Origin of the sequence: Cupriavidus consociatus (genome assembly GCF_017814975.1) — a bacterium.
In the GTDB taxonomy this organism is placed as follows: Bacteria; Pseudomonadota; Gammaproteobacteria; order Burkholderiales; family Burkholderiaceae; genus Cupriavidus; species Cupriavidus consociatus.
The window spans coordinates 205,927-225,581 of sequence record NZ_JAGIQA010000014.1 but is presented as its reverse complement, the minus strand read 5'-3'; the positions used below and the strand labels follow the sequence as shown (position 1 = coordinate 225,581).

The 19,655-nt window shown below is 64.8% G+C and carries 21 protein-coding genes; 3 read left to right on the top strand and 18 right to left on the bottom strand.

The genetic code is table 11. The annotated features are described in order from the left end of the window. On the top strand, positions 1-1,026 hold a 1,026-nt coding region (gene groEL, locus J8I82_RS20485), incomplete at its 5' end, for a chaperonin GroEL (RefSeq protein WP_209760583.1). A 180-nt stretch (positions 1,027-1,206) separates the two neighbouring features. Here groEL and J8I82_RS20480 read toward each other — a convergent pair. The 16 genes from J8I82_RS20480 to J8I82_RS20405 all read right to left on the bottom strand — a co-directional run bounded on the left by J8I82_RS20480 (position 1,207) and on the right by J8I82_RS20405 (position 15,222). Continuing rightward, positions 1,207-1,992 (bottom strand): metallophosphoesterase, encoded by a 786-nt coding sequence (locus J8I82_RS20480; RefSeq protein WP_209760582.1) that lies wholly within the window; start codon positions 1,990-1,992, stop codon positions 1,207-1,209. 216 nt (positions 1,993-2,208) lie between these two features. Then, the gene (locus tag J8I82_RS20475; protein ID WP_209760581.1) at positions 2,209-3,183 is read right to left on the bottom strand and encodes a type II secretion system F family protein; all 975 of its coding nucleotides are present in this window, start codon (positions 3,181-3,183) and stop codon (positions 2,209-2,211) included. A 96-nt stretch (positions 3,184-3,279) separates the two neighbouring features. Next, positions 3,280-4,257: a type II secretion system F family protein gene (locus tag J8I82_RS20470; protein WP_209760580.1), complete on the bottom strand. Its 978-nt coding sequence runs from the start codon at positions 4,255-4,257 to the stop codon at positions 3,280-3,282. A gap of 44 nt (positions 4,258-4,301) precedes the next feature. Then, the gene (locus J8I82_RS20465; RefSeq protein WP_209760579.1) at positions 4,302-5,675 is read right to left on the bottom strand and encodes a TadA family conjugal transfer-associated ATPase; all 1,374 of its coding nucleotides are present in this window, start codon (positions 5,673-5,675) and stop codon (positions 4,302-4,304) included. A gap of 76 nt (positions 5,676-5,751) precedes the next feature. Beyond that, positions 5,752-6,945 carry a CpaE/TadZ family protein gene (locus tag J8I82_RS20460; protein ID WP_209760578.1) on the bottom strand — a complete coding sequence of 398 codons (1,194 nt, stop codon included), beginning with the start codon at positions 6,943-6,945 and terminating at the stop codon, positions 5,752-5,754. Positions 6,946-7,031: 86 nt separating this feature from the next. After that, on the bottom strand, positions 7,032-7,505 hold the full coding sequence (locus tag J8I82_RS20455) for a TadE/TadG family type IV pilus assembly protein (protein ID WP_209760577.1): 474 nt from the start codon (positions 7,503-7,505) through the stop codon (positions 7,032-7,034). Continuing rightward, positions 7,502-8,011, bottom strand: coding sequence for a TadE/TadG family type IV pilus assembly protein (locus J8I82_RS20450; protein ID WP_209760576.1), 510 nt, complete (start codon positions 8,009-8,011; stop codon positions 7,502-7,504). The genes J8I82_RS20455 and J8I82_RS20450 overlap by 4 nt, the downstream gene beginning before the upstream one ends. 9 nt (positions 8,012-8,020) lie before the next feature. Next, complete coding sequence (locus tag J8I82_RS20445) at positions 8,021-9,319, bottom strand: pilus assembly protein TadG-related protein (RefSeq protein ID WP_209760575.1); 1,299 nt, start codon at positions 9,317-9,319, stop codon at positions 8,021-8,023. A gap of 21 nt (positions 9,320-9,340) precedes the next feature. Further along, entirely contained in the window at positions 9,341-9,679 is a 339-nt protein-coding gene (locus J8I82_RS20440; RefSeq protein ID WP_209760574.1) for a hypothetical protein, read from the bottom strand. 35 nt (positions 9,680-9,714) lie between these two features. Further along, the gene (locus tag J8I82_RS20435; protein WP_209760573.1) at positions 9,715-11,598 is read right to left on the bottom strand and encodes a type II and III secretion system protein family protein; all 1,884 of its coding nucleotides are present in this window, start codon (positions 11,596-11,598) and stop codon (positions 9,715-9,717) included. Positions 11,599-11,649: 51 nt separating this feature from the next. After that, positions 11,650-12,489, bottom strand: coding sequence for a Flp pilus assembly protein CpaB (gene cpaB, locus J8I82_RS20430; protein ID WP_209760572.1), 840 nt, complete (start codon positions 12,487-12,489; stop codon positions 11,650-11,652). 42 nt (positions 12,490-12,531) lie between these two features. Then, positions 12,532-13,947 (bottom strand): DUF8689 domain-containing protein, encoded by a 1,416-nt coding sequence (locus J8I82_RS20425; RefSeq protein WP_209760571.1) that lies wholly within the window; start codon positions 13,945-13,947, stop codon positions 12,532-12,534. A gap of 75 nt (positions 13,948-14,022) precedes the next feature. Next, positions 14,023-14,526, bottom strand: coding sequence for an A24 family peptidase (locus tag J8I82_RS20420; protein ID WP_209760570.1), 504 nt, complete (start codon positions 14,524-14,526; stop codon positions 14,023-14,025). A gap of 15 nt (positions 14,527-14,541) precedes the next feature. Continuing rightward, complete coding sequence (locus tag J8I82_RS20415) at positions 14,542-14,724, bottom strand: Flp family type IVb pilin (RefSeq protein ID WP_209760569.1); 183 nt, start codon at positions 14,722-14,724, stop codon at positions 14,542-14,544. A gap of 92 nt (positions 14,725-14,816) precedes the next feature. Further along, complete coding sequence (locus tag J8I82_RS20410; protein ID WP_209760568.1) at positions 14,817-14,999, bottom strand: Flp family type IVb pilin; 183 nt, start codon at positions 14,997-14,999, stop codon at positions 14,817-14,819. Between the two features lie 70 nt (positions 15,000-15,069). Beyond that, positions 15,070-15,222, bottom strand: a complete 153-nt coding sequence (locus J8I82_RS20405) for a hypothetical protein (RefSeq protein WP_209760567.1) — start codon at positions 15,220-15,222, stop codon at positions 15,070-15,072. A 983-nt stretch (positions 15,223-16,205) separates the two neighbouring features. Between J8I82_RS20405 and J8I82_RS20400 the strand changes: the two genes are divergently transcribed. Together J8I82_RS20400 and J8I82_RS20395 are read left to right on the top strand one after the other, a co-directional pair. Then, entirely contained in the window at positions 16,206-17,441 is a 1,236-nt protein-coding gene (locus J8I82_RS20400) for a glycosyltransferase family 87 protein (protein WP_209760566.1), read from the top strand. Between the two features lie 39 nt (positions 17,442-17,480). After that, positions 17,481-18,506 carry a glycosyltransferase family 2 protein gene (locus tag J8I82_RS20395; RefSeq protein ID WP_209760565.1) on the top strand — a complete coding sequence of 342 codons (1,026 nt, stop codon included), beginning with the start codon at positions 17,481-17,483 and terminating at the stop codon, positions 18,504-18,506. Between the two features lie 5 nt (positions 18,507-18,511). Here J8I82_RS20395 and J8I82_RS20390 read toward each other — a convergent pair whose 3' ends face one another. Further along, positions 18,512-18,913: a GtrA family protein gene (locus J8I82_RS20390; RefSeq protein ID WP_209760564.1), complete on the bottom strand. Its 402-nt coding sequence runs from the start codon at positions 18,911-18,913 to the stop codon at positions 18,512-18,514. Next, positions 18,910-19,650 carry a class I SAM-dependent methyltransferase gene (locus J8I82_RS20385; protein WP_209760563.1) on the bottom strand — a complete coding sequence of 247 codons (741 nt, stop codon included), beginning with the start codon at positions 19,648-19,650 and terminating at the stop codon, positions 18,910-18,912. The genes J8I82_RS20390 and J8I82_RS20385 overlap by 4 nt, the downstream gene beginning before the upstream one ends. Positions 19,651-19,655: the final 5 nt, after the last annotated feature.

The following is a 19,655-nucleotide window of genomic DNA, read 5'->3' as shown; positions in this document are numbered from 1 at the left end:
AACCCGGAAAAGCAGGTTGTCCAGCTGGACAGCCCGTTCGTGCTGCTGTTCGACAAGAAGGTTTCGAACATCCGCGACCTGCTGCCGGTGCTGGAGCAAGTGGCCAAGGCTGGCCGCCCGCTGCTGATCATCGCTGAAGACGTCGAGGGCGAAGCCCTGGCGACCCTGGTGGTCAACAACATCCGTGGCATCCTGAAGACCGCCGCCGTCAAGGCCCCGGGCTTCGGCGACCGCCGCAAGGCCATGCTGGAAGACATCGCCATCCTGACCGGCGGCACCGTCATCGCTGAAGAAATCGGCCTGACGCTGGAAAAGGCCACCCTGAACGACCTGGGCCAGGCCAAGCGCATCGAGATCGGCAAGGAAAACACCATCATTATCGATGGCGCCGGCGACGCAGGTGCGATCGAAGGCCGCGTGAAGCAGATCCGCGCCCAGATCGAAGAAGCGACCTCGGACTACGACCGTGAAAAGCTGCAAGAGCGCGTGGCCAAGCTGGCCGGCGGTGTTGCCGTGATCAAGGTTGGCGCTGCCACCGAAGTCGAAATGAAGGAAAAGAAGGCCCGCGTGGAAGACGCCCTGCACGCCACCCGCGCTGCGGTGGAAGAAGGCATCGTCCCCGGCGGTGGTGTGGCCCTGCTGCGCGCCCGCGCTGCGATCTCGGCACTGACCGGCGACAACGCCGACCAGAACGCCGGTATCAAGATCGTGCTGCGCGCCATGGAAGAGCCGCTGCGCCAGATCGTGCTGAACGCCGGCGAAGAAGCTTCGGTGGTGGTTGCCAAGGTTATCGAAGGCAAGGGCAACTACGGCTACAACGCGGCTTCGGGCGAGTACGGCGACCTGGTCGAAATGGGCGTGCTGGACCCGACCAAGGTCACCCGCACCGCACTGCAGAACGCCGCTTCGGTGGCTTCGCTGATGCTGACCACGGACTGCGCTGTTGCCGAATCGCCGAAGGAAGAGTCGGCTCCGGCAATGCCGGGCGGCATGGGCGGCATGGGCGGCATGGAAGGCATGATGTAATTTGTGCCGACTGACTGCCGGCCTTCATAGCTGGCAGGCTGTCTGAACAAAAACCCCCGCGGGTGCGAGCCTGCGGGGGTTTTTGTTTGGGTTTTTATTTGGGTTTTTGTCTGATTGATGACTGGCGGATGAATGGCCGATGGCCGTTTGATGAACGGCTGATGACTCACGCGGGGGCTGTCAGACCTCCACCACGCAGCACCAGTCGAAGCACTTGTTTTCCAGCTCGCCCGTGCGCCGGCTGACATAACCCCGCGGATTGCATACCACGCGCGAATCGTCGATGCAGTAGTCGAAACTGGTATGGGTATGGCCATGGATCCACAGGTCCGCCTGCGCTACCAGGTCGGGGCGGCGTGACAGGAATCCGCCGGATACCAGGTCATGCGAGTAGCGCGGGTCAAGACTGCCCAGGTCGGGGCCATGATGGGTGACCACTACGGTCTTGCCTTCAAACGGTTGCGCCAGCTGCGCGGCGAGCCAGCCCGAAGCGGCCTCGTGGCGCTTCAGCGCGTCTTCCGGCGTGAAATGGCGAGCCTTGCCGTCCCCGCCGTCGACTTCGATCAGCCTGTGGTCCAGCATCACGCCCGCACAGGCCTGCATCGATTCCTCGCGCCGGTCAAAGCCAAAAAGCGTGTAGTCCGTCCACCAGGTCGTGCCCAGGATCCGCACGCGGCCACCGGCGCCGTCGAACTCGGCAACGGCGCCATTGAGCACGTGCATGCCGGGATGCTCCGCAGCCGCCTCGGCCATCTGCCTGTCCACGGTGTCGAATTTGCCCTCGTAGTACTCATGGTTGCCTGGGACGTAGATCACAGGCTGCGCAAACGTGCGCGCGGCCCAGTCGATGCCGTCGCGGCCGTTGGCGATGTCGCCGGCCAGCACCACGATGTCGGCATCGCAGCCGGGCACTTGCTGCGGCATGTTGTGCTCGATATGCAGGTCGCTCAGGATACGCAGTTTCATGGGGACTCCGGGGCGATGGGATCTGGCTGCAGCCGCCGCGCCGGCGGTGGGGGCAGTGGTGGCATTCTTAAGAACCCTGGCGCCGCGGTCAAGTCCCCGGCGCGCACGCCGGCCGGCAAAGCAAAAAAGCCCGGAACCAGGTCCGGGCAAGGGACTGTCTGGCCGGCGTTGCACCGGGAGACAGCCGGGGGAACCGTCCAGGGTTACCCGTGAGTCCTATCCTCCCTGTCCTGCCATGGTCGGCAACAGGACGCGATAGATCTGGATAAACGCCGGCCCCAGCAGCACCAGCAGCAGCGAGGGGAAGATGGTGAAGATCAGCGGGAACAGCAGCTTGAGCGCGATCTTGGCGGCTTGTTCTTCGGCACGCATGCGGCGCTTGGTGCGCAGCATGTCCGACAGCACACGCAACGACTCGCCCAGGCTGGTACCGAAGCGGTCGGCCTGGATCAGCATCGAGGCGAACTTGTCGACGTCCTCGACGCCAGTGCGCAGCGAGAGGTTGGACAGCGCCTTTTCCTTGGAGAAGCCGGAGCGCAATTCCAGCAGCATCAGCTGCAGTTCATCGGCCATCACCGGGCAGCGCAGCGCGAGCTCGTCGGCGACGCGCATCAGGGCGGCGTCGAGGCCGAGGCCGGCTTCGACGCACACCGTGAGCAGGTCGATCATATCCGGGAACTCTTCGAACACCGTGCGCTGGCGCTGCCTTACCTTGCGCGCCAGCACTGCGTTAGGCAGGTAGTAGCCAATGGCGCCAAGAACGCCGAGCAGTGATAGCATGAGGTTGTGGTTCTGCAGTGCCGGATGGCCACTGAGGCCGATCAGTCCTGCCATCGGCAGCGCCACCGCAAAGATGGTCTTGGCGCCGAAGTACAGCGGCGCTGCGCCCTGAGTTCGCCAGCCCGCGTTCATGAACCGCACGCGCAGTTGCGAGTTCTCCCAGCCTTCCTTCGGCAGCGAGAATTTCGACACCGGCTGTACCCACTGCACCAGTTTCTCAACCCACTCGTGCTGCTTGCCGGCATCCGGCTCGATGCGTCCGCCTTGGCCGGCGATCTGCTCCATCCGGCCGCGCATGCGGTTCGGCGATAACACATGCAGCACGCCGAAGACAGTACCGAACGCAGCGATGAAGATCAGCCCGAGCACGATCAAGTGCTCTGCCTGAAATCCCTGGAAAATGCCTTGCATGATGGACTCCTCAGGATGGCTGCCAAAGCCGTGCCTTGGTGGCCTGGCCGCGCGCGGCCGAGCCTGTCGTTGTTGTCATGTCGTCCGCGTGAGGGCTCATACGCGGATGCGAATAATCTTGCGCATCCACAGAACCCCGAAGAACATGGAGACCAGCGCGCCGCCGATCATTTGCAGACCCATCGGGTCTTGCCACAGCACGCGCATGAAACCTGGATTGACAATCAGGATCATGCCGGCGGTGCCGAACGGAAGCAGCCCCAGGATCCAGGCAGAAAGCCGGCCTTCGGCGGACAGCACGCGGATCTTGTCAAACAGCTTCAGACGCTCGCGCACCAGCTTGCCGATGGTGTCAAGGATCTCCGCGAGGTTGCCGCCGCTTTCGCGCTGGATCAGCACCGCGATCACGAAGTAACGCAGGTCGTTGACCGGCACGCGGATAGCCAGATTGGTCATGGCTTCGTCCAGCGCCACGCCATAGTTGATCTCTTCGAACGTGGTACGGAACTCTGGCCCGATCGGCGCCTTCATCTCCTCGCCGACCATGCCCAGCGCGCCGCTGAAGGCATGCCCGGCGCGCAGCGCGCGGCTGATCATGTCGACTGCGTCGGGCAACTGTGCTTCGAGGTGTTTCAGACGCTTCTGGCGCTGACGGATCACGTGCAGTACGGGCAGCATGCCCAGCAGCAGGGCGGCCGCGAGGGTCCACAGTGCCGGCACCGGCAGAACCGGCACCATTGCCAGGGTGCACAGTATCAACAAGCCGCAGTAGCCCAGCAGCTGCGAGACTGTCCACGTGCTGCCAGACTGCTCCAGCCAGCGGTCCAGCGCGCCGACGCGCGGCACGCTCATCAGCCAGCGCTCCAGCCGGGGAGAGTCGCTCAGCAGGCGCTTCTTCAGGATCGACAGTCGCTCGGCGTTGACCTGCCCGCCCGCCGACAGCGCCCGCAGGCGCGCCTCGATGCGCTTGGCCGCTGGGCCGTGGTAATTGTTCCACCAGAGGTAGATGCCCTCGACGCAGAGCACCACGGCGACGAACAACAGGATGCCGAAGGCATAGAAGATCAGATTCATTTGCGGCTCCCCCGGTTTATGTTCATGACTGGGCCGGCACCGGCTCAGACCTCGTAGCGCTGCGACGGGTTGTAGGTTTCGTCCGGTAGTCCCACGCCGAACACTTTCAGCCGCTCCGCAAACTTGGGATAGACGCCGGTGGCCCGGAAGTGCCCGCGCACGGTGCCGTCCTTGTCCACGCCGGTGCGCTGGAATGTAAAGATCTCCTGCATGTTGATGATGTCGCCCTCCATGCCGGTGATCTCGGAAATGCTGATGATCTTGCGGCGCCCGTCGGTCATGCGTGCAGCCTGCACGATCACCGTGATGGCCGAGGCGATCTGCTGGCGCATGGCCTTGGCCGGCATCGTCAGGCCAGCCATGCTGACCATGTTTTCCAGCCGCGTCAGCGCATCGCGCGGGGTATTGGCGTGGATGGTGGTGAGCGAGCCCTCGTGGCCGGTGTTCATCGCGTTGAGCATGTCCAGTGCCTCGCCGCCGCGCACTTCGCCCAGGATAATGCGGTCCGGGCGCATGCGCAGCGCATTGCGTACCAGCGCGCGCTGGTTGATCTCGCCCTTGCCCTCGATGTTTGGGGGACGTGTCTCGAGTCGCAGCACGTGCGGCTGGCGCAGCTGCAGTTCGGCGGCGTCTTCGATGGTGATGACACGTTCGCTTTCCGGGATGAAGCCGGACAGGATGTTCAGCAGCGTGGTCTTGCCGCTGCCGGTGCCGCCCGATACCAGCACGTTGACCTTGGCGGTCGACAGGGCCTGCAGCATCTGCGCCATCGGTGGCGTCAGGCTGCGCAGGTTCACCAGGTCGCTGACCTGCAGCGGGTTGACGGCAAAGCGGCGGATCGACAGCAGCGGTCCATCGATCGCCGACGGCGGAATGATCGCGTTCACGCGCGAGCCGTCTGGCAGGCGCGCATCGACCATCGGGCTGGTTTCGTCGATCCGGCGGCCCATGCGCGAGACGATCTTCTCGATCACCTTCATCAGGTGCGCGTCGTCATAGAAAATCACGTCGGTCAGCTCCAGCTTGCCGCGGCGTTCCACATAGGTCTGGCGCGCGGTGTTGACCAGGATGTCGGACACCGTCGGGTCGTTGAGCAGCGGCTCCAGCGGACCGAAGCCGAACATCTCGTCGTAGATCTCGACGGTCAGCTGGCGGCGCTCGCTATCATTCAGCAGCACCTTCTGCTCGTCGATGATCAGGTTGACCAGTGCAGCGATTTCACTCCGTACCTGTTCCTGTGGAAAGCGTGCCAGCCTCTCCAATTCGACGCGATCGAGTACGGTCTCGTGGATATCGCGCTTGAGCGTGTGGTAGCCAGACGACGCGGCCGTCGGAGCCCCGATGCTGAAGTGGATCGATGCATGGCCGTTGGCGGTGAAGGCGGGGCTGGCGCTTGCCAGTTGTTCGCGGATGGACATGGTGAGCTCCCGGGTTATCGGATTCGTTTGTATGCCTGGCGCAGAGCCTGTGGACGGCGCGCTTGCCTCGTCGTGATCAGGTGCTGCGCGCGCGGAGCATCAGGCGGCGTAGCGGCGACACTGGCTCGGTGCGCGCGCGCCGTTCTGTTTCCGGCGGCCTCGCGAGTTGCCCGGCCATTCCCTGCAGGGCACGCGCGATGGCGCTGCGGCGGCTCAGCTTGGCCACCGGCTCGCCGTGGCTGACCGCTTCGTCGACCGCTGCGGGGTCGTCAGGCAAGGTGAAGGCAACCTTGATGCCAAGGATCTCCTCCATGGTGGCGCGCGGCACTTCATTCTTCCGTCCGGTACGGTTAAGCACCAGCCGGATCTTGTCGGTGGAGTAGTGCAGCGCACGCAGGATGTCGACCAGGCGTCGCGCAGGCCTGCCGTAAGGGATTGTGGCCTCTGCTACTACGTAGACTTCGTCGCTGTGATCGAGCATGCCAATCGACAGCGGGTCGATGGTCTGCCCGATATCGAAAATCACGAAATCGTAATTGGGCTGCATCACCGACAGGATCCATTCCATTTTGTCCTTCTGGATTTGCGACGCTTTGACGGGGTCAGTGGCGCCGGCAAGCATGTCCAGGCCGTTGTCGACGCGAACCAGGCATGCGTCGAGGAAATTGGCGTCCAGCCGTTCCATCTGGCTGCAGATATCCGGCAGTGTCGACGGTGGCGTCTTGTCGCAGACGAGATGCGTGAGGTCTCCGAAATGGCGGTTCAGGTCAACCACCAGCGCGCGCTGGCCGTGGTGCCGCGCCAGTGCATCGCCGAGGTTGGCGGCAACAAAGCTGGTGCCGGCGCCGCCCTTGCAGGAGATTACCGAGATTACCTTGGCATCCGCCCGTGTGCGCGGCACATGGGTAGCCTCGACACGGCGCAGCGCCTCGGCCAGTTGCGCCTTGTCCAGCGGCCAGGCCAGCACGTCGCGGATGCCGGCACGCATGGCGTGGATCAGCACTTCGGAACTCGGTGCTGGCGTGACCAAGACGCATGGCAGTTCGGGATACTGTTGGCGCAGTGCTTCTATGCCATGCATCTCTGCGGCGCCGATCAAGGGCAAGTCCAGAACCAGCAGGTCAGCCATGCGCAGCCGGCTGGCATGGTAAGGGAAGCGCGACAGGCCTTCCTGCAGCGACATGGTGTGGAAGTTGCCGACCGTTGTGCTTAGCCGGCTGATTTCGGCTAGCCGGTTCGCGTCTTCAGATGCGATCAAGATCTTCAGCATGATGTCCTCTCGATGCTCAGGTCGGTGCTGCGTTCGTTGCACGGTTGAGTGCTCGGTGCTTTGCTGCTGGCAGCGTGGTGGCGAAATCAGCTGCATACCGTGCCCCCGGTGGAAGTCTGCATGCTCTCGCGGGTCATGGACGTCGTGAACGGCGGCATGCTGACTGTCAACGGCACCAGCGGAATCACAGTTGCCACCGACACGTTAGTCACGCTGACGGCGACGCTCTTGCAGGTGGCGCGGGCAGTGGCGGCATCTGCATCACAGCCAGCCGGCTCGTAGGACACGCTGATGTTCGAGTTTTGCAGCATTGGCAGTAGCTCGCGCATACGATTCTTGACGACGGCATCCCCGGCATCACAGACCACGGCCATGCGCGCGCCCAGGCGTGTCACCTCCGCGGCGGTGTTCCAGTAGTACAGCAAACGCGAGAACTCCGCGATACCGATCAGCAGCGTAAAGAAGACACCGGCGATGAGCCCGAACTCGACGATGGTGCTGCCGCGCTGGCGCGAGCGGCAGCGCAGCCGGACGGGAACTGGAAAGGCGAGCGGTTTCATAGCACTTGCCTCATGACGGTGGAGATGTCGCCGAAGGTCAGGCCGTTCACGTCGATGAAAGACTGCAGCGGCGTGTAGCCGAAGCCGGTAATGCGGACGGCGACCAGGTTGACAGTCCCGGCTGGTGTGCCGGCGCCCGACGTGTTGTCATACGTATTGACGTTGGCAAAGTTCTGTCCCGGGCAGCCGGAAGCGTCGACGCGGTCGCAGATCACCACCATGCCCGTGGTCAGGCCCGGCGCCAGCGGCTGACCGGAGCAGCTGCTGTTGCCATAGGCGGCCAGGCACTTGGCTTCGGCGGCGGGGTAGGTCACGTCGTCGGGCGAAAACTGCGACAGGTAGCGCGTGGCGCTGCGCGTGGCTTTGGTCAGCGTGTCATACTGGTAGATCGCGCGGCCGAACTCGGCCACGCCCATGGCCATCAGCACCATCGGTGCGAGCAAGATGCCGAACTCCACGGCGGCCACGCCGCGCTGGCGTCTGCGGCAAGTCATCAGCACTTTCATCGCATTCTCCTATTGCACCAGCACGGGCACCAGGGGCCCCACGCCTGTGCCCGCACCCGGCATGCCCTGGGTCGCGCACGGGCTGCTCGACATGCTGGAGTCGCCGCGATACTCCAGCCGCACGGTGTCGTTGCGGCCACCTTTCTGCATCGGCTCGACCATCAGCAGGCAGGCCCAGGCGGTGACCGGAATCTTGTGCGTGCCGGGCGTGGCCAGCGAGGTGCAGTCGACGATCGGCGCCAGCACCAGGCGGCGGTCGGCGCCGGCTTCGTAGGTAGCCTTGTCGGCAGCGCTGCCCTGGGTGTCGAGGCCAGTGGTGGTATCGCCCTGGTAGGCGCGATAGGCCTTGCGTGCCGCGAGGAAGTTTGGCTGTGTGTTGCCCGAGCTGTCGGTCGAGCTGCCGTCATAGGCATTGCTCTTGGCCGTCCAGGTAGCGTCGGTATAGGCAAACCCCGTGAAGTCGGTCACGCCGAGCGTCTTGCTCTTGACGATGCCGAAGCGGCTGTTCCATTCATCTGCCAGCGAGGCCTTGTCGCCGGTAGTGCCGACTTCCGAGCCGACCGCCGGCAGGTTGCACTGGCCCGCGCCCTTGAGCTGGTTGGCGAGTTCCTTGGTGCTGCTGCCGCCGGTCAGGTCCGCCCAGCCGAAGTTGCCGCCGCCATAGGCGGTACTGTCCTTGTCGGCGGTCCCAGCCTTGGTTGTCAGCCATTGGCCGATGGTGTAGCCGCCGGGCACCGGCGGGTTGGCCGTGTCGGGGCGGCAGACAAATACCGGAATCGCGCAGGCCGTTTGTGCCGAAGTCGTAGTCGCTACCGCATAGGCGGCCACGGTGCTGGGCCCGATATTGACGCCGGGCAGGGCGTTGAGGACCTGCGCGAACCAATGGGCGATACCCACGCGCGAGACGTCGCAGCGAACATACTTGATGGTGTCGAGGGGGTAGGTGGCCGCATCCTTGTCCAGGAAGGGGTTGGCCAGCGAGTCGGTGTATTTCACGCTGTCGCTGGCAACAAGCTGCACCTGCTCCTTCTGGAACAGCGCCTGATTGTGTGAGCCGGCGGTGATGCCGGCGGCCTCCGATACCGCCAGCGGCGTCGCGCCGGTGAGGTCGCGTGCCGCCGCCAGTGCGCAAGAGTCGGCGCTGTTCTGCAGTTCGCTTTTGGCGACATAGAGCTTGCCGAGATCGAGCGCCAGGCCGATGAAGCCGACCAGCACCACGATCACGAGTCCCATGATGATGGCGACGGCGCCGCGCTGCCGCGCCTGACGGCGAGGCAACGTGGTGCCATGGTGGAAGGACCTTGACATGATGGCGCTCCTCGAGGCGGGTCAGCGCGATCCGCCGTTGCCCATGCCAACGCCGCCATAGCCGCCCGCACCAAAGTCAATGGTGAAGCCCGGCGTGCCGCCGTTCTGCTTGCCTGCCAGCGAGCGCTCGAAGTTCTTCATCGCGGCCACGCCGGTCTTGCCGTCGGTGCCGCTGATGGTGGGCAGCCCTGCCGGCGCGTCCGGGTTGATGATCTGCATCTGCGTGACCGTGGCCAGCGCCACGCCGCGCTGCTGGTCCCACACCGGGGTGGAGGTCATGCAGCCCGACAGGCCCGCGGTGGCCAGCGCGCCGAGCACCAGGGCGGCGGCGCCGCGCTTGAGCTTGAGAGTGTTGTTCATGGTCGTTCTCCGGTTCTGCGTTGGGCGGCGGCGGTTCAGTTGCCGCCCGCGGGGCTGCGGCCGGCAGTTCCAGCGGCACGGGCCTGTGCCAGGCGCGCGGCGGTGGCTTCGATGCGGGCGATGCGCGCGGCCGTGTCTTCGGCCGGGGCAGCGCCGGGCGCCGTGGCTGGCACCGTGGCTGTCGCCGCGGCGCTGGCGGGTGCCGGCGCCTGCGGTGCCGGCAGGGCCCGCTGGACCGGCGGAGTCAGCGTCGCCACGGGCGGCTCATCCAGCGGCCTGCCTTTCGGCACCAGTGACAGCGAAGTCCCGGACGTGCTGTCACTGCGCGGTGCTGCCGGCGGTGCCACCGGTGCCGCCGCCGGGGCGGGAGCGGGTGCCGGAGCAGGTTGCGGAGCCGGTTTGCCGCTGCCTTCCATATTGCCCATGAAGTACAGCGAAAGCGGGTTTGGCGTGGAGAAGCTGTCGGTCGGCAACGGATAGTTGTTGGCCTGCATCGGCTTGACCAGGCGCGGCGTGATGACGAACACCAGCTCGGTCAGGTCTTGCTGGTACTGCGTGCTGCGGAACAGCGTGCCCAGCACCGGGACTTCGCCCACGCCCGGCACTGCCTTCAGCGAGCCACGCGCGCTGTCCTGCAGCAGTCCGCCGATGGCGAAGCTTTCGCCGTCGCGCATCTGCACCGTGGTCGAGGCGCGCCGCGTGGTAATCACCGGAAGGATCGACTGCCCAGCCAGGCTGCTGCCGCGCACGGTGGCGCCGGTCGGCGACAGCTCCGAGACTTCTGGCGATACCTTCAGGTGGATGCGGCCGTTGGCAAGTACCGTGGGCGTGAACTTCAGCCCCACGCCGAACTCTTCTTCCTGCAGCGTGACGGTACCCGCCCCATTCAGCACATTGGCCTGCGCGACGGGGATGAAGACCTTGCCACCGGCGAGGAAGCTGGCTTCCTGGCCGCTGATGGTGACCAGGTTCGGCTCGGCCAGGATCTTGACCAGGCTGTCGTTCTTCTGCGCGTCAATGGCGAAATCGAGTGGAAGGTTGTTGGCCTTGCTGCCAAAAAAGGCGGCCGACGCGCCGGTCAGCAGCGAAGTCACGATGCCGCCAGTCCATGAACCAAAGCCGCCCTGCAGGTTGACCGAAGAGCCGAGTTGGTTCAGCAGCGTCTTGGAGACCTCTGCCACCTTGACTTCGAGCATCACCTGCTGCGGGCTGTCCACCGAAAGCATGTTGAGCACGCCGCCTTTCTTGTTGGCATCGCCCTGTGCCACAGCGGCATAGGCCTGGGCGATCTCCATCGCCATCTGCGCCGACTGCGCGTTGCTGACGCTGCCAGTCAGCACCAGATTGTCGGCAGCGGTCGTCACGCGGATGCCGGGCTCGCCGGGCAGCAGTTGCGCCAGCGAGGCCTGCACGCCGCCGGCGTCGGCATTCACCACCACGTTGATGATGCTGCAGCTGCCGCTGCGGCCTTGCACGATCATGTTGGTGGTGCCGACGGCACGGCCCAGTACATACAGAGTCTGTGGCGAGACCATGGTGGCCTGCACCACGTTGGGATTGCCCAGCGTACGGTTGCGTACCGCCTCGGGCAGCGGAATCAGCTGCGACTTGCCCACCGGCACCACCACGCTGGACTCATTGCGGATCGCGCCGACGCAGTTCGGCCCGCGGGCGTCGGCCGAGGGGGCCGGAGCCGGAGCGGTGTTCTGCGCGACGGTCGTCGGCGCGCCGCCGGGCGTCATGCTGATGGTCATCTGCATCGGTGCCGCAGGCGCCTTCGACGCGGCGGGCGCAGTTGCCCTGGTGACGTTGCCCGCCTCCATCGCGGCCTGCGCGGCAGCGGCCAGTGGCGTGCAGAGGATGGCGGCCAGCACCACGATGCGGGTGCCGCCTGCGGCGTTGGTTCTGTTCTGGTTCATTTTGGTTCTCCCCCCGGAGCGGAATCGCATGTCAGAAATGGTGGGCCGTGGCTAGAAACACTCGAGCGCGCCCTGCATGCCGGACAGCACGCCGATGCAGTTGCCACGCACGGGCTGGGCGGCCACGGTGCGGGTCTTGACCACGGTGCGCGTGGTGGTCTGGGTCACCACCTTGGGCGGCGCCTCCGGTGCCTTGCCGAGCAGGGTGCCCTTGGTTGCACCGCCGGTGTTGATGTCGGCTACATCCATCTGATTACGCAGCACCAGCGACAGGGTGCCGACGCTGCGGGCCACGTCGAGCTTTTCGGCCTGCTCGGGCGAGACTTCCAGCGTTACCGCGTTGACCACCTTGGGCTGCGTGTCATCGCGGCTGACCTGCTGCGCCACCGCCAGCACCAGGATCTTCTCGAGCACGATTTTCGAGATGCTGCCGTTCTGCGTGCTCTTCGCTTCCTCGTTGGTGTTGACGATCACGTCGACGTGATTGCCTGGCAGGGCGAAGCCCGCCACGCCGACCACGTCATTGACGCGGACCGTGATGGCACGTTTGCCCTCGTTGATGACCGCCGACAGGCCGCCCTTGGTGCCGATCGGCGCCAGCTTGGCATCCAGCACCGGCTCGCCGCGCTGCAGGCTGGTGCGCACCACGCGGCCTTCCAGCTCCTTGACGTCTTCGAATGCGCCCGGCGGGACGCTGACCGCCGGCCAGCTCACCAGCCGCAGCTGGCTGCCGTTCAGCGGCTGTCCCAGGTTCAGGTCGTTGGCGGCAACCACGACCTGGCGAACCGAACTCGACGACTGCTGCACCAGCCAGCGCGATGCCGACACCACCGCCGCCACGCCGGCGACGAGAGCGATCAGCAGCATGAAGATTGCACGTGTGTTTTTCATGATGGTTCTCCCTGCAGTAATCCGTGTGTGGTGGTATCCGGTTCAGCCCGCGGCGCGGCGCTCTTCGTGCCAGAGGTGGCGGGTCGCCGGCGGCGTCCCGGCGTCGGGTCGCAGGCCGTAGTACGTCTGCCAGGCAACCAGCAGTGCCTCCTCGGTGACGTGCGGGGCATGGCCGTGGTAGCGCACGCTCGAGGCAACCAGCCGTAGCAGGTCGCGCGGGATGCAGGCGAGCAGCGGCATGTCGCCCGAGTCATGCAGGCTCTGCACCAGGAAGTCGAAGTCAGATTCGCTGGTGGTCAGGCCGAAGTCGGCGGCTGTGCGCTGATAGATCTGGCGGTAGTCGTCCCGCGACAGCGCGCCCACGTAGAGCTTGCTGCCGAGCCGGCGCAGGAAGGCGTCGTCGGCGAGTTCCGCGGGCTCCAGGTTGCTGGAGAACACCGGCCACACATCGAACGGAATCGAGAAGCGCACGCCGGTGCGCAGCGTGAACATGTCGACGTTGCGGTCCAGCGGCACGATCCAGCGGTTGAGCAGGGCATCGACCCCAACCAGTTGCCGGCCCAGGTCATCGATGATGTAGATGCCGTTGTTGGCCTTCATGTGCGGCGGCGCCTGGTAGAAGCCGGCGGCGCTGTCGTAGCGCAGGTCCAGCATCGACAGTGTCAGCTCGCCGCCGGACAGCACCACCGGGCGGTGGCACACCACCCAGCGCCGGTCCAGCACGCGGCGCGCGGGCGACGCTTCGCTGTCGTCGATGGGTACATGCACCAGCGGGTCGAACACCTGGATGATTTCGCCGGCCACGGTGATCGCATGCGGCACCGGGACCGCGCCGGGCAGCAGCATGCCCAGGCGTTGCGCCAGGTAGGTCTTGCCGCTGCCGGCGGGGCCATAGATCATCAGCGCGCGGCAGGTGTTCAGCGCCATGCCGATCGCGTCGAGCAGGCGCGCCGGGATCACCAGGTCATGGAAAGCGGCCGTGACATCCGCCTTGCTGACTGAGGCGTGGCTGACCGAGTGGCGCTGCACGGCATCCAGGTATGCGTCCAGCGTGACCGGCGCCGCGCCGGAGTAGCTGCAGCGCGCGGTTGACTCCGCGGCGCGTGTGTAGCCGGCCTCGGTCAGGCGGAAGCGCACATCCAGGTCGCTGGCGCCGCGGTGCGCCACTTCCATCAGGCGCTCGCGCACAGCCACTGCGGCCACTTCATTGGCCACTGTGGCGGGAAGCTTGAGAGACTCCGTCAGCACGGCCAGGGTGACGCTGCGGTGCAGGTATGCGGCCTTGAGCAGCAGCCCCAGCAGCAGCGAGGTATCCAGTCCTGTATCGGCAATGCTGCGCGGCGGCACGTGCCAGGGCGGCATAGGTACTGCAGCGGGTTCGCCCTGCGCGCTGCGGGCAGCCGGCGGTACCGGTTCAAGCAGTCGCGGTGCATGGTTGGACTCGTGATGCTCAGTCATTGCTGTTTCCCCCGTTCGCTGTGCTGTGCGTTGTTGTCAAGGCGGCCGCCTGCGACCATGGTGTTGTGTCGCGCGTCATGAGCCGACGAAAAGCATCACCAGCGTGCCCGCGGCGATGGGAACTCCGTAGGGCATGGAGCCGACCGAGGGGGCACGGGCCCTTCCGCGCGCAATGCCGGCGATGTTCCTTAATACCTGGTTGCCGTGACGAAACCAGTAGACATGGGTCAGCGCCCAGACTCCCCCGAGCAGGAAGGTCATCATCGAGATCTGTAACGCCATGGCCGGGCCGAGCCACGCGCCCACGGCTGCCATCAGTTTGACGTCGCCGGCTGCCATGCCGCGCAGGACGTACAAGGGCAGGAACATGGCCAGCCCGGTGAGCCAGCCCAGCCCCCAGGCGGAAAGCCCGCTGGCCAGGCCATGGATGGCCAGCTGCGCCGGCAGGGCGAGCAGCCACGCGCCGAACGTGAGCCAGTTCGGGATGCGGCGGTGCTGCAGGTCGAGTGCTGCGGCGGTAAGCACGATCGCAATGGTGATCGGGCCGATATACGGTGAGAGCGCCGAGGTGGGGAGCATGGCAGTCCTCGCGATTCAGGGCATGGCCGGCATGACTGCCACGACCATCTCGTAGAGTGCATTGACCTGGATGCCAAGCGCGCCGACAGCAATAACGATGGCCATGGCAATCAGCGCAGCGAGCAACGCGTACTCGATTGAGCTGACGCCGTTCTGGTCGCGTTGAAATGCGTTCCACATTGCAATCGGGCCTGCCATGGCTGCCTCCAAGCTTGGTGTATCCAGGGCCTCGGCAGGATGTGGGCTGCAGACGTGCCAGCCCACACCCGCACGAGCAGCGTGGCTCCGAATCAGGCGGGCAACTTCAGCTTGTCGCCGATGAAGCTGAAGACCGAGCTCAGGTTGGTCCCGACGGTCGTCACCGTGGTGATGATCACGACGGCGATCAGCGCGGCGATCAGGCCGTATTCGATGGCAGTCACGCCGTCTTCATCGCGGACAAATTGCTTCACGGTTTGGATCAGGTTTTGCATGACAATCTCCTTCTGTGAGAAATAAGATGCCCTGGCGGGCTTTTAAACCAGTTGCTGCATAACGACGGGATCAGTGGTGGATGAAGCGGCTGGCCGGCGGCGCGCAGGTGGCGCAGGCATGGAACGGCCAGCGCCCGGCGCCGGCGCGAGCACCGCGCGGGCTACGTGCCAGCAGCCTGCGTTCGGCCGCCGTGTGCATGCAGCGCATGGCGTGATGACTCATTCCAGCGCGTGCGGAAGCGCGTGGTCGCACGCTGCTGCCGCGGCGTGCATAGGCAGCAGCCATTGCGGCAAAACGGTGCGGATTCGCAAGCTGGCGATTTGATGGCATGTTCTTGTTCCCCGTATCTGTCTGCTGCCGGCAATCGCTGTGCTGGCAGTTGCGGTGCGTCTGGCGGTGCGCCGCATGCCTGGCATAGGCAAAGCGCGGGCCAGATAGACGCAAACCGTTGTCGCACAAGGCTTTGCGGCAGGTGCTCCAGTTCGGGGCCGATCCGAACAAGTCAAAATGCACGAATTTGGCTGGCGCTCGTTGCCACCCGGAAACGCTTGCGCGGCAACGGATTTCGGATGACGCGACTTTCGGATGAGCGGGTGATTCGGCCTGGCCCGGTGTGTGGGGTCTGGGTACATGCACGCGACTCAACCATAAGGATGAAGTTGAGCGCGACGCGTACCGCACTCGGTTGAGCGCGAGAGACAGGCACGGATGATCCGGGCGTCTCCGATAGACAGATGGACGAGCCGCCTGCCTGCGGGGGCGACGTTTCCGGATAGAAACGTCAGCGGGTTGCGGATGACATCGCGATGATCATTGCCGGGGCCTGGCGGCATCCCGCAACTCCTTTCCCATGGCGGCTTCCGGAGGCCTGCAGGCCCGGTGATTCAGAATCGCAACGTCGATGCCTTCCAGCGTGTTTTGTGCCGCGCCATCCTTGCCGCAAGGACTCCTTCTGTCTTGCGTTAATGCCCCGCGCGCATCAACACTAGGCGAAAACACGGGCATCCCATTGCCGCCGGAATCAATAGCGCAATGCGTCACAGACGGCCCGCACACACAAAGCAGAAGGGGGAATTCCATGACGCAGGCACCTATCCGGCGAGCTGCGGCACGTGACACCAGCGTTTTGCCTGGTCAGCAGTGCAAGCGCGCAGGCAGCGACGTAGGGCTACTGATCACCGCGGGCGCCATGGTGCGGAACTGATATGGCCTCCACGGATTTCGGCGCACGCCGCGCGCTCTTCAGTTCGGCAACCGCTCACTGGCTCGACGCCGGCCGCCTGCGCTTGTACTCGTACGTAGCGCTGCTTTGCTATGCGCTGTACTTCGGGATCTGGACCTTCCGCGCCTGTGTACTTGACGTGCCTGGGGTGTTCGATCCTGGCGCAGACTTCGTTGTGTTCTGGAGCGCCGCCAAGCTGGCACTGACTCACGGCGCGGTCGCACCCTATGACTACGCCATGCTGCGCGAAGTGGAAGTGGCGACGGTGCCGGAAATTGCGCTTGGCTATGGCGTGCTGCCGTGGGTGTATCCGCCGACTTTCCTGCTCTTCGTGCTGGCGTTTGGGCTGCTGCCATATGGGCTGGCCACGTTTCTCTTTCTCGCCGGGGGCGCGGGCTGGTATGTGCATGCGCTGTGCCGGACGCTGCCGCGGCAAGCCTGGCTGGCCGGGGTTGCGTTTCCGGGAATTGCCGTGGTGCTTGCCAGCGGGCAGAACGCCCTGTGGCTGGCGGGCTGTGCCGGTATGGCGCTGGCCTGTTTGCGCTCGCGGCCAGTGCTGGCTGGCGTGCTCCTGGGACTGGTCACGGTGAAGCCACATCTCGCGATCGTGTTTCCGGTGGCGCTGCTGTGCAGCCGCAACTGGCGCGCGTTGGGTGCGATGGCGGCTACGGCCGCGCTGCTGTTGCTAACGGCGCTGCTGGTGTTTGGCCCTGACGCCTTCCTCGCCTTCCTGCATAACGCCGGTCGCATGACCGCTGAGTTGCAGAAGGGGGCGATGTTGCTTGAACGTATGCCGACGGTATTCGCGGCGGTGAAGATGCTATCGGGCAGCCTGGGCTGGTCATACGGCCTGCACGCTCTGGTGGCGATCGCGGCGCTGGCCGCAGTGGTTTACGCGTGGGCCTGGCCGTGCAGTTTTGCGCTGCGCGTCGCGGTACTGGTCTGTGCCGGGCTGTTGGTGCCGGCCTACCTCTATGACTATGACCTTGCTTTCCTCGGATTCGCCATTGCCTGGCTGGGAATACACGGCCACCGCAATGGCTGGTTGTGGGGGGAGCGCGAACTGCTGGTGCTGCTGTGGCTGCTGCCGCTGTACGGCATGTCTATGGGTGGACGGATCGATTTTCAGCCGATGCCGCTGGGGTTGTTGCTGGCGCTGGCGCTGGGCGTCTGGAGAATCCGGCTGGAACGCACGGGTAAGGCACCACGTGATGCCTGATGACGAGGCGCTCGGTACCGCGCCCTGGGGGATGCCAACATGGCCAACTTTGAGTCGAAGCTGCTTTCACTGGTGGTACCGTTCTACAACGAGGAGTCGGCGCTACACGCATTTTTCTCGAGTGTGGTTCCGGTGCTGGAATCGATCCCGGCCACCAGCTTCGAGATCGTCTGCGTCAATGATGGCAGCACGGACGATACGCTTGCACGGCTGTTGCTCGAGTCGCGTCGCGACGGGCGCATCCGCGTGATAGACCTGACGCGCAATTTTGGCAAGGAAGCGGCGCTGACCGCCGGCATCGATGAGGCGACCGGAGATGCCGTGATTCCCTTCGATGCTGACTTGCAGGATCCGCCTGAGCTGATACCCACGCTGGTCCAGCGCTGGCGGCAGGGGGCCGAGGTGGTCCTGGCGCAGCGCACCAGCCGGGCCAGCGACTCCTTCCTGAAGCGACTGACCGCGGCAGCCTATTACCGCGTGCATAACTCCGTGTCTGACCTGAAAATCCCTGAGAACGTCGGCGACTTCCGCCTGATGGATCGCTCGGTGATCAATGCGTTGAAGCAACTGCCGGAACGCCATCGCTTCATGAAAGGCTTGTTTGCTTGGGTGGGATATCGGACAGTCATCGTGCCTTATGAACGGGCAGCGCGCAGTGCGGGACGTTCCAAATTCTCGGGCTGGCGGCTGTGGAACCTGGCGCTCGAAGGCATTACCAGCTTCAGCACCATGCCGCTGCGCAGCTGGACCTACATCGGGAGCGTGATCGCATTTGGTGCTTTTGGTTATGGTGCCTTTATCGTGGGGCGTACTCTGGTCCTTGGGGTCGATGTCCCGGGCTACGCGTCACTGCTGTCCGTGTTGTTGTTCCTGGGAGGCATACAACTGATCGGGCTTGGTGTGGTTGGTGAATATGTCGGCCGAATCTATGACGAAGCCAAGGGGCGACCGATCTACCTGATAAGGCGTCGCTATCAGGAGATGGGGCAGGAGCGGCAGATCGCAGCGAGCAAGCGCGTCATCCGGATCGACCGCGGCAAGCGGTCAGCGGCCGCTGACACATAGACACGCTACGTGCCCGTTGACGCCTGCGCCCGAAAGGTCCATTCCCGGTGTGCAAGATAGGTGAAGACCGGGACTGCCATCAGGACGCAGGCCAGGCCTGCCCAATAGCTGGCGCCGACGTACTGAGCCGTCCCGGAAATCGCCATGGTCAGGCACAGGCCAATCAGGGATACCGCGAAAAAGCGTCCCAGTGTCCGCTTGTGCAGCGGGGATGGGAAGCTCCAGAGGGTATTAAGCAAATAGGAACATGCAGTTGCTGACACGAACGCTACGCCGTTTGCCAATGCCGGCGACGTCTCCAGAGCGCTGACGAGCGTCGTGGCAATCGCCACATGTACGCATGTGGAAGCGGCGCCCGATAACAGAAAACGCCTGATCCGGCGAAGTTCGGGCGTGGCGTTGCTCACGTTCGCGATGCACGCAGGACGGCCATCAGCGAAATACCGAATGGCAAGGATGCGCGCGCAAGCCAGTGGCGTTCAGTGCTTAGCATGCGGTGCAATGCATGATTGATCGGCCGGGGAGGGAGGCCGGCTCCCGTTGCCTTCCGGTTGCCGCTCAGCCGGTCGCCGATTCGGGCAGCTACGGCAAGCGGAAACAGCAGTGTATTGAAGTAGGACATTTTATCTACGCGCATGCCGCAGCGCGTGGCCAGTGCACGCAAAGAGCGCTGGCAGTAGCGACGCTGGTGATGAAGGAAAACGTCGTGGGCGCTCCATAACCACTGATAGGCTGGAACGGTGATGAGCACCGCACCGCCTGGCTTCAGCAGCTTTGCTGCACAGTCGAGCGAGCCGGCATCGTCCGCAATATGTTCCAGGCAGTCGAGCATGCAGACAAGGTCAAAGCCGTGATCCGGAAACGGCATGTCGTCGGGGCACCGGCCGTTGCGTAAGTCAAAGGCGCCCTGGGTCTTGGTGCGCGCCAGCCGCAGGGCCGTGGCATCCATTTCCACGGCGCTGACGTTGCCGAATTGCGCGAGCATGGCAAGGTTGCCGCCGGTGCCGGCCCCGATCTCCAGGATGGCTGCGTTGTGCGGCAGCGCCATGCCGGCCAGGACGGTGGTGAGGATGTCGCGCCGCCCACGGAACCACCAGTGGCTGGCTTCCGTGGCGGCCATTTCGAGATAGGCATCTGGAGACATAGGTC

What these genes read in the sequence shown, in the direction of transcription:
- J8I82_RS20455 (WP_209760577.1), bottom strand. Translation starts at nt 7,505, where the DNA reads ATGAAACCGCTCGCCTTTCCAGTTCCCGTCCGGCTGCGCTGCCGCTCG.
- J8I82_RS20420 (WP_209760570.1), bottom strand. Translation starts at nt 14,526, where the DNA reads ATGCTCCCCACCTCGGCGCTCTCACCGTATATCGGCCCGATCACCATT.
- J8I82_RS20405 (WP_209760567.1), bottom strand. Translation starts at nt 15,222, where the DNA reads ATGAGTCATCACGCCATGCGCTGCATGCACACGGCGGCCGAACGCAGG.
- J8I82_RS20450 (WP_209760576.1), bottom strand. Translation starts at nt 8,011, where the DNA reads ATGAAAGTGCTGATGACTTGCCGCAGACGCCAGCGCGGCGTGGCCGCC.
- J8I82_RS20425 (WP_209760571.1), bottom strand. Translation starts at nt 13,947, where the DNA reads ATGACTGAGCATCACGAGTCCAACCATGCACCGCGACTGCTTGAACCG.
- J8I82_RS20415 (WP_209760569.1), bottom strand. Translation starts at nt 14,724, where the DNA reads ATGGCAGGCCCGATTGCAATGTGGAACGCATTTCAACGCGACCAGAAC.
- J8I82_RS20480 (WP_209760582.1), bottom strand. Translation starts at nt 1,992, where the DNA reads ATGAAACTGCGTATCCTGAGCGACCTGCATATCGAGCACAACATGCCG.
- J8I82_RS20470 (WP_209760580.1), bottom strand. Translation starts at nt 4,257, where the DNA reads ATGAATCTGATCTTCTATGCCTTCGGCATCCTGTTGTTCGTCGCCGTG.
- J8I82_RS20440 (WP_209760574.1), bottom strand. Translation starts at nt 9,679, where the DNA reads ATGAACAACACTCTCAAGCTCAAGCGCGGCGCCGCCGCCCTGGTGCTC.
- J8I82_RS20445 (WP_209760575.1), bottom strand. Translation starts at nt 9,319, where the DNA reads ATGTCAAGGTCCTTCCACCATGGCACCACGTTGCCTCGCCGTCAGGCG.
- J8I82_RS20435 (WP_209760573.1), bottom strand. Translation starts at nt 11,598, where the DNA reads ATGAACCAGAACAGAACCAACGCCGCAGGCGGCACCCGCATCGTGGTG.
- J8I82_RS20475 (WP_209760581.1), bottom strand. Translation starts at nt 3,183, where the DNA reads ATGCAAGGCATTTTCCAGGGATTTCAGGCAGAGCACTTGATCGTGCTC.
- J8I82_RS20410 (WP_209760568.1), bottom strand. Translation starts at nt 14,999, where the DNA reads ATGCAAAACCTGATCCAAACCGTGAAGCAATTTGTCCGCGATGAAGAC.
- J8I82_RS20460 (WP_209760578.1), bottom strand. Translation starts at nt 6,945, where the DNA reads ATGCTGAAGATCTTGATCGCATCTGAAGACGCGAACCGGCTAGCCGAA.
- J8I82_RS20395 (WP_209760565.1), top strand. Translation starts at nt 17,481, where the DNA reads ATGGCCAACTTTGAGTCGAAGCTGCTTTCACTGGTGGTACCGTTCTAC.
- J8I82_RS20400 (WP_209760566.1), top strand. Translation starts at nt 16,206, where the DNA reads ATGGCCTCCACGGATTTCGGCGCACGCCGCGCGCTCTTCAGTTCGGCA.
- J8I82_RS20465 (WP_209760579.1), bottom strand. Translation starts at nt 5,675, where the DNA reads ATGTCCATCCGCGAACAACTGGCAAGCGCCAGCCCCGCCTTCACCGCC.
- cpaB (WP_209760572.1), bottom strand. Translation starts at nt 12,489, where the DNA reads ATGAAAAACACACGTGCAATCTTCATGCTGCTGATCGCTCTCGTCGCC.
- J8I82_RS20385 (WP_209760563.1), bottom strand. Translation starts at nt 19,650, where the DNA reads ATGTCTCCAGATGCCTATCTCGAAATGGCCGCCACGGAAGCCAGCCAC.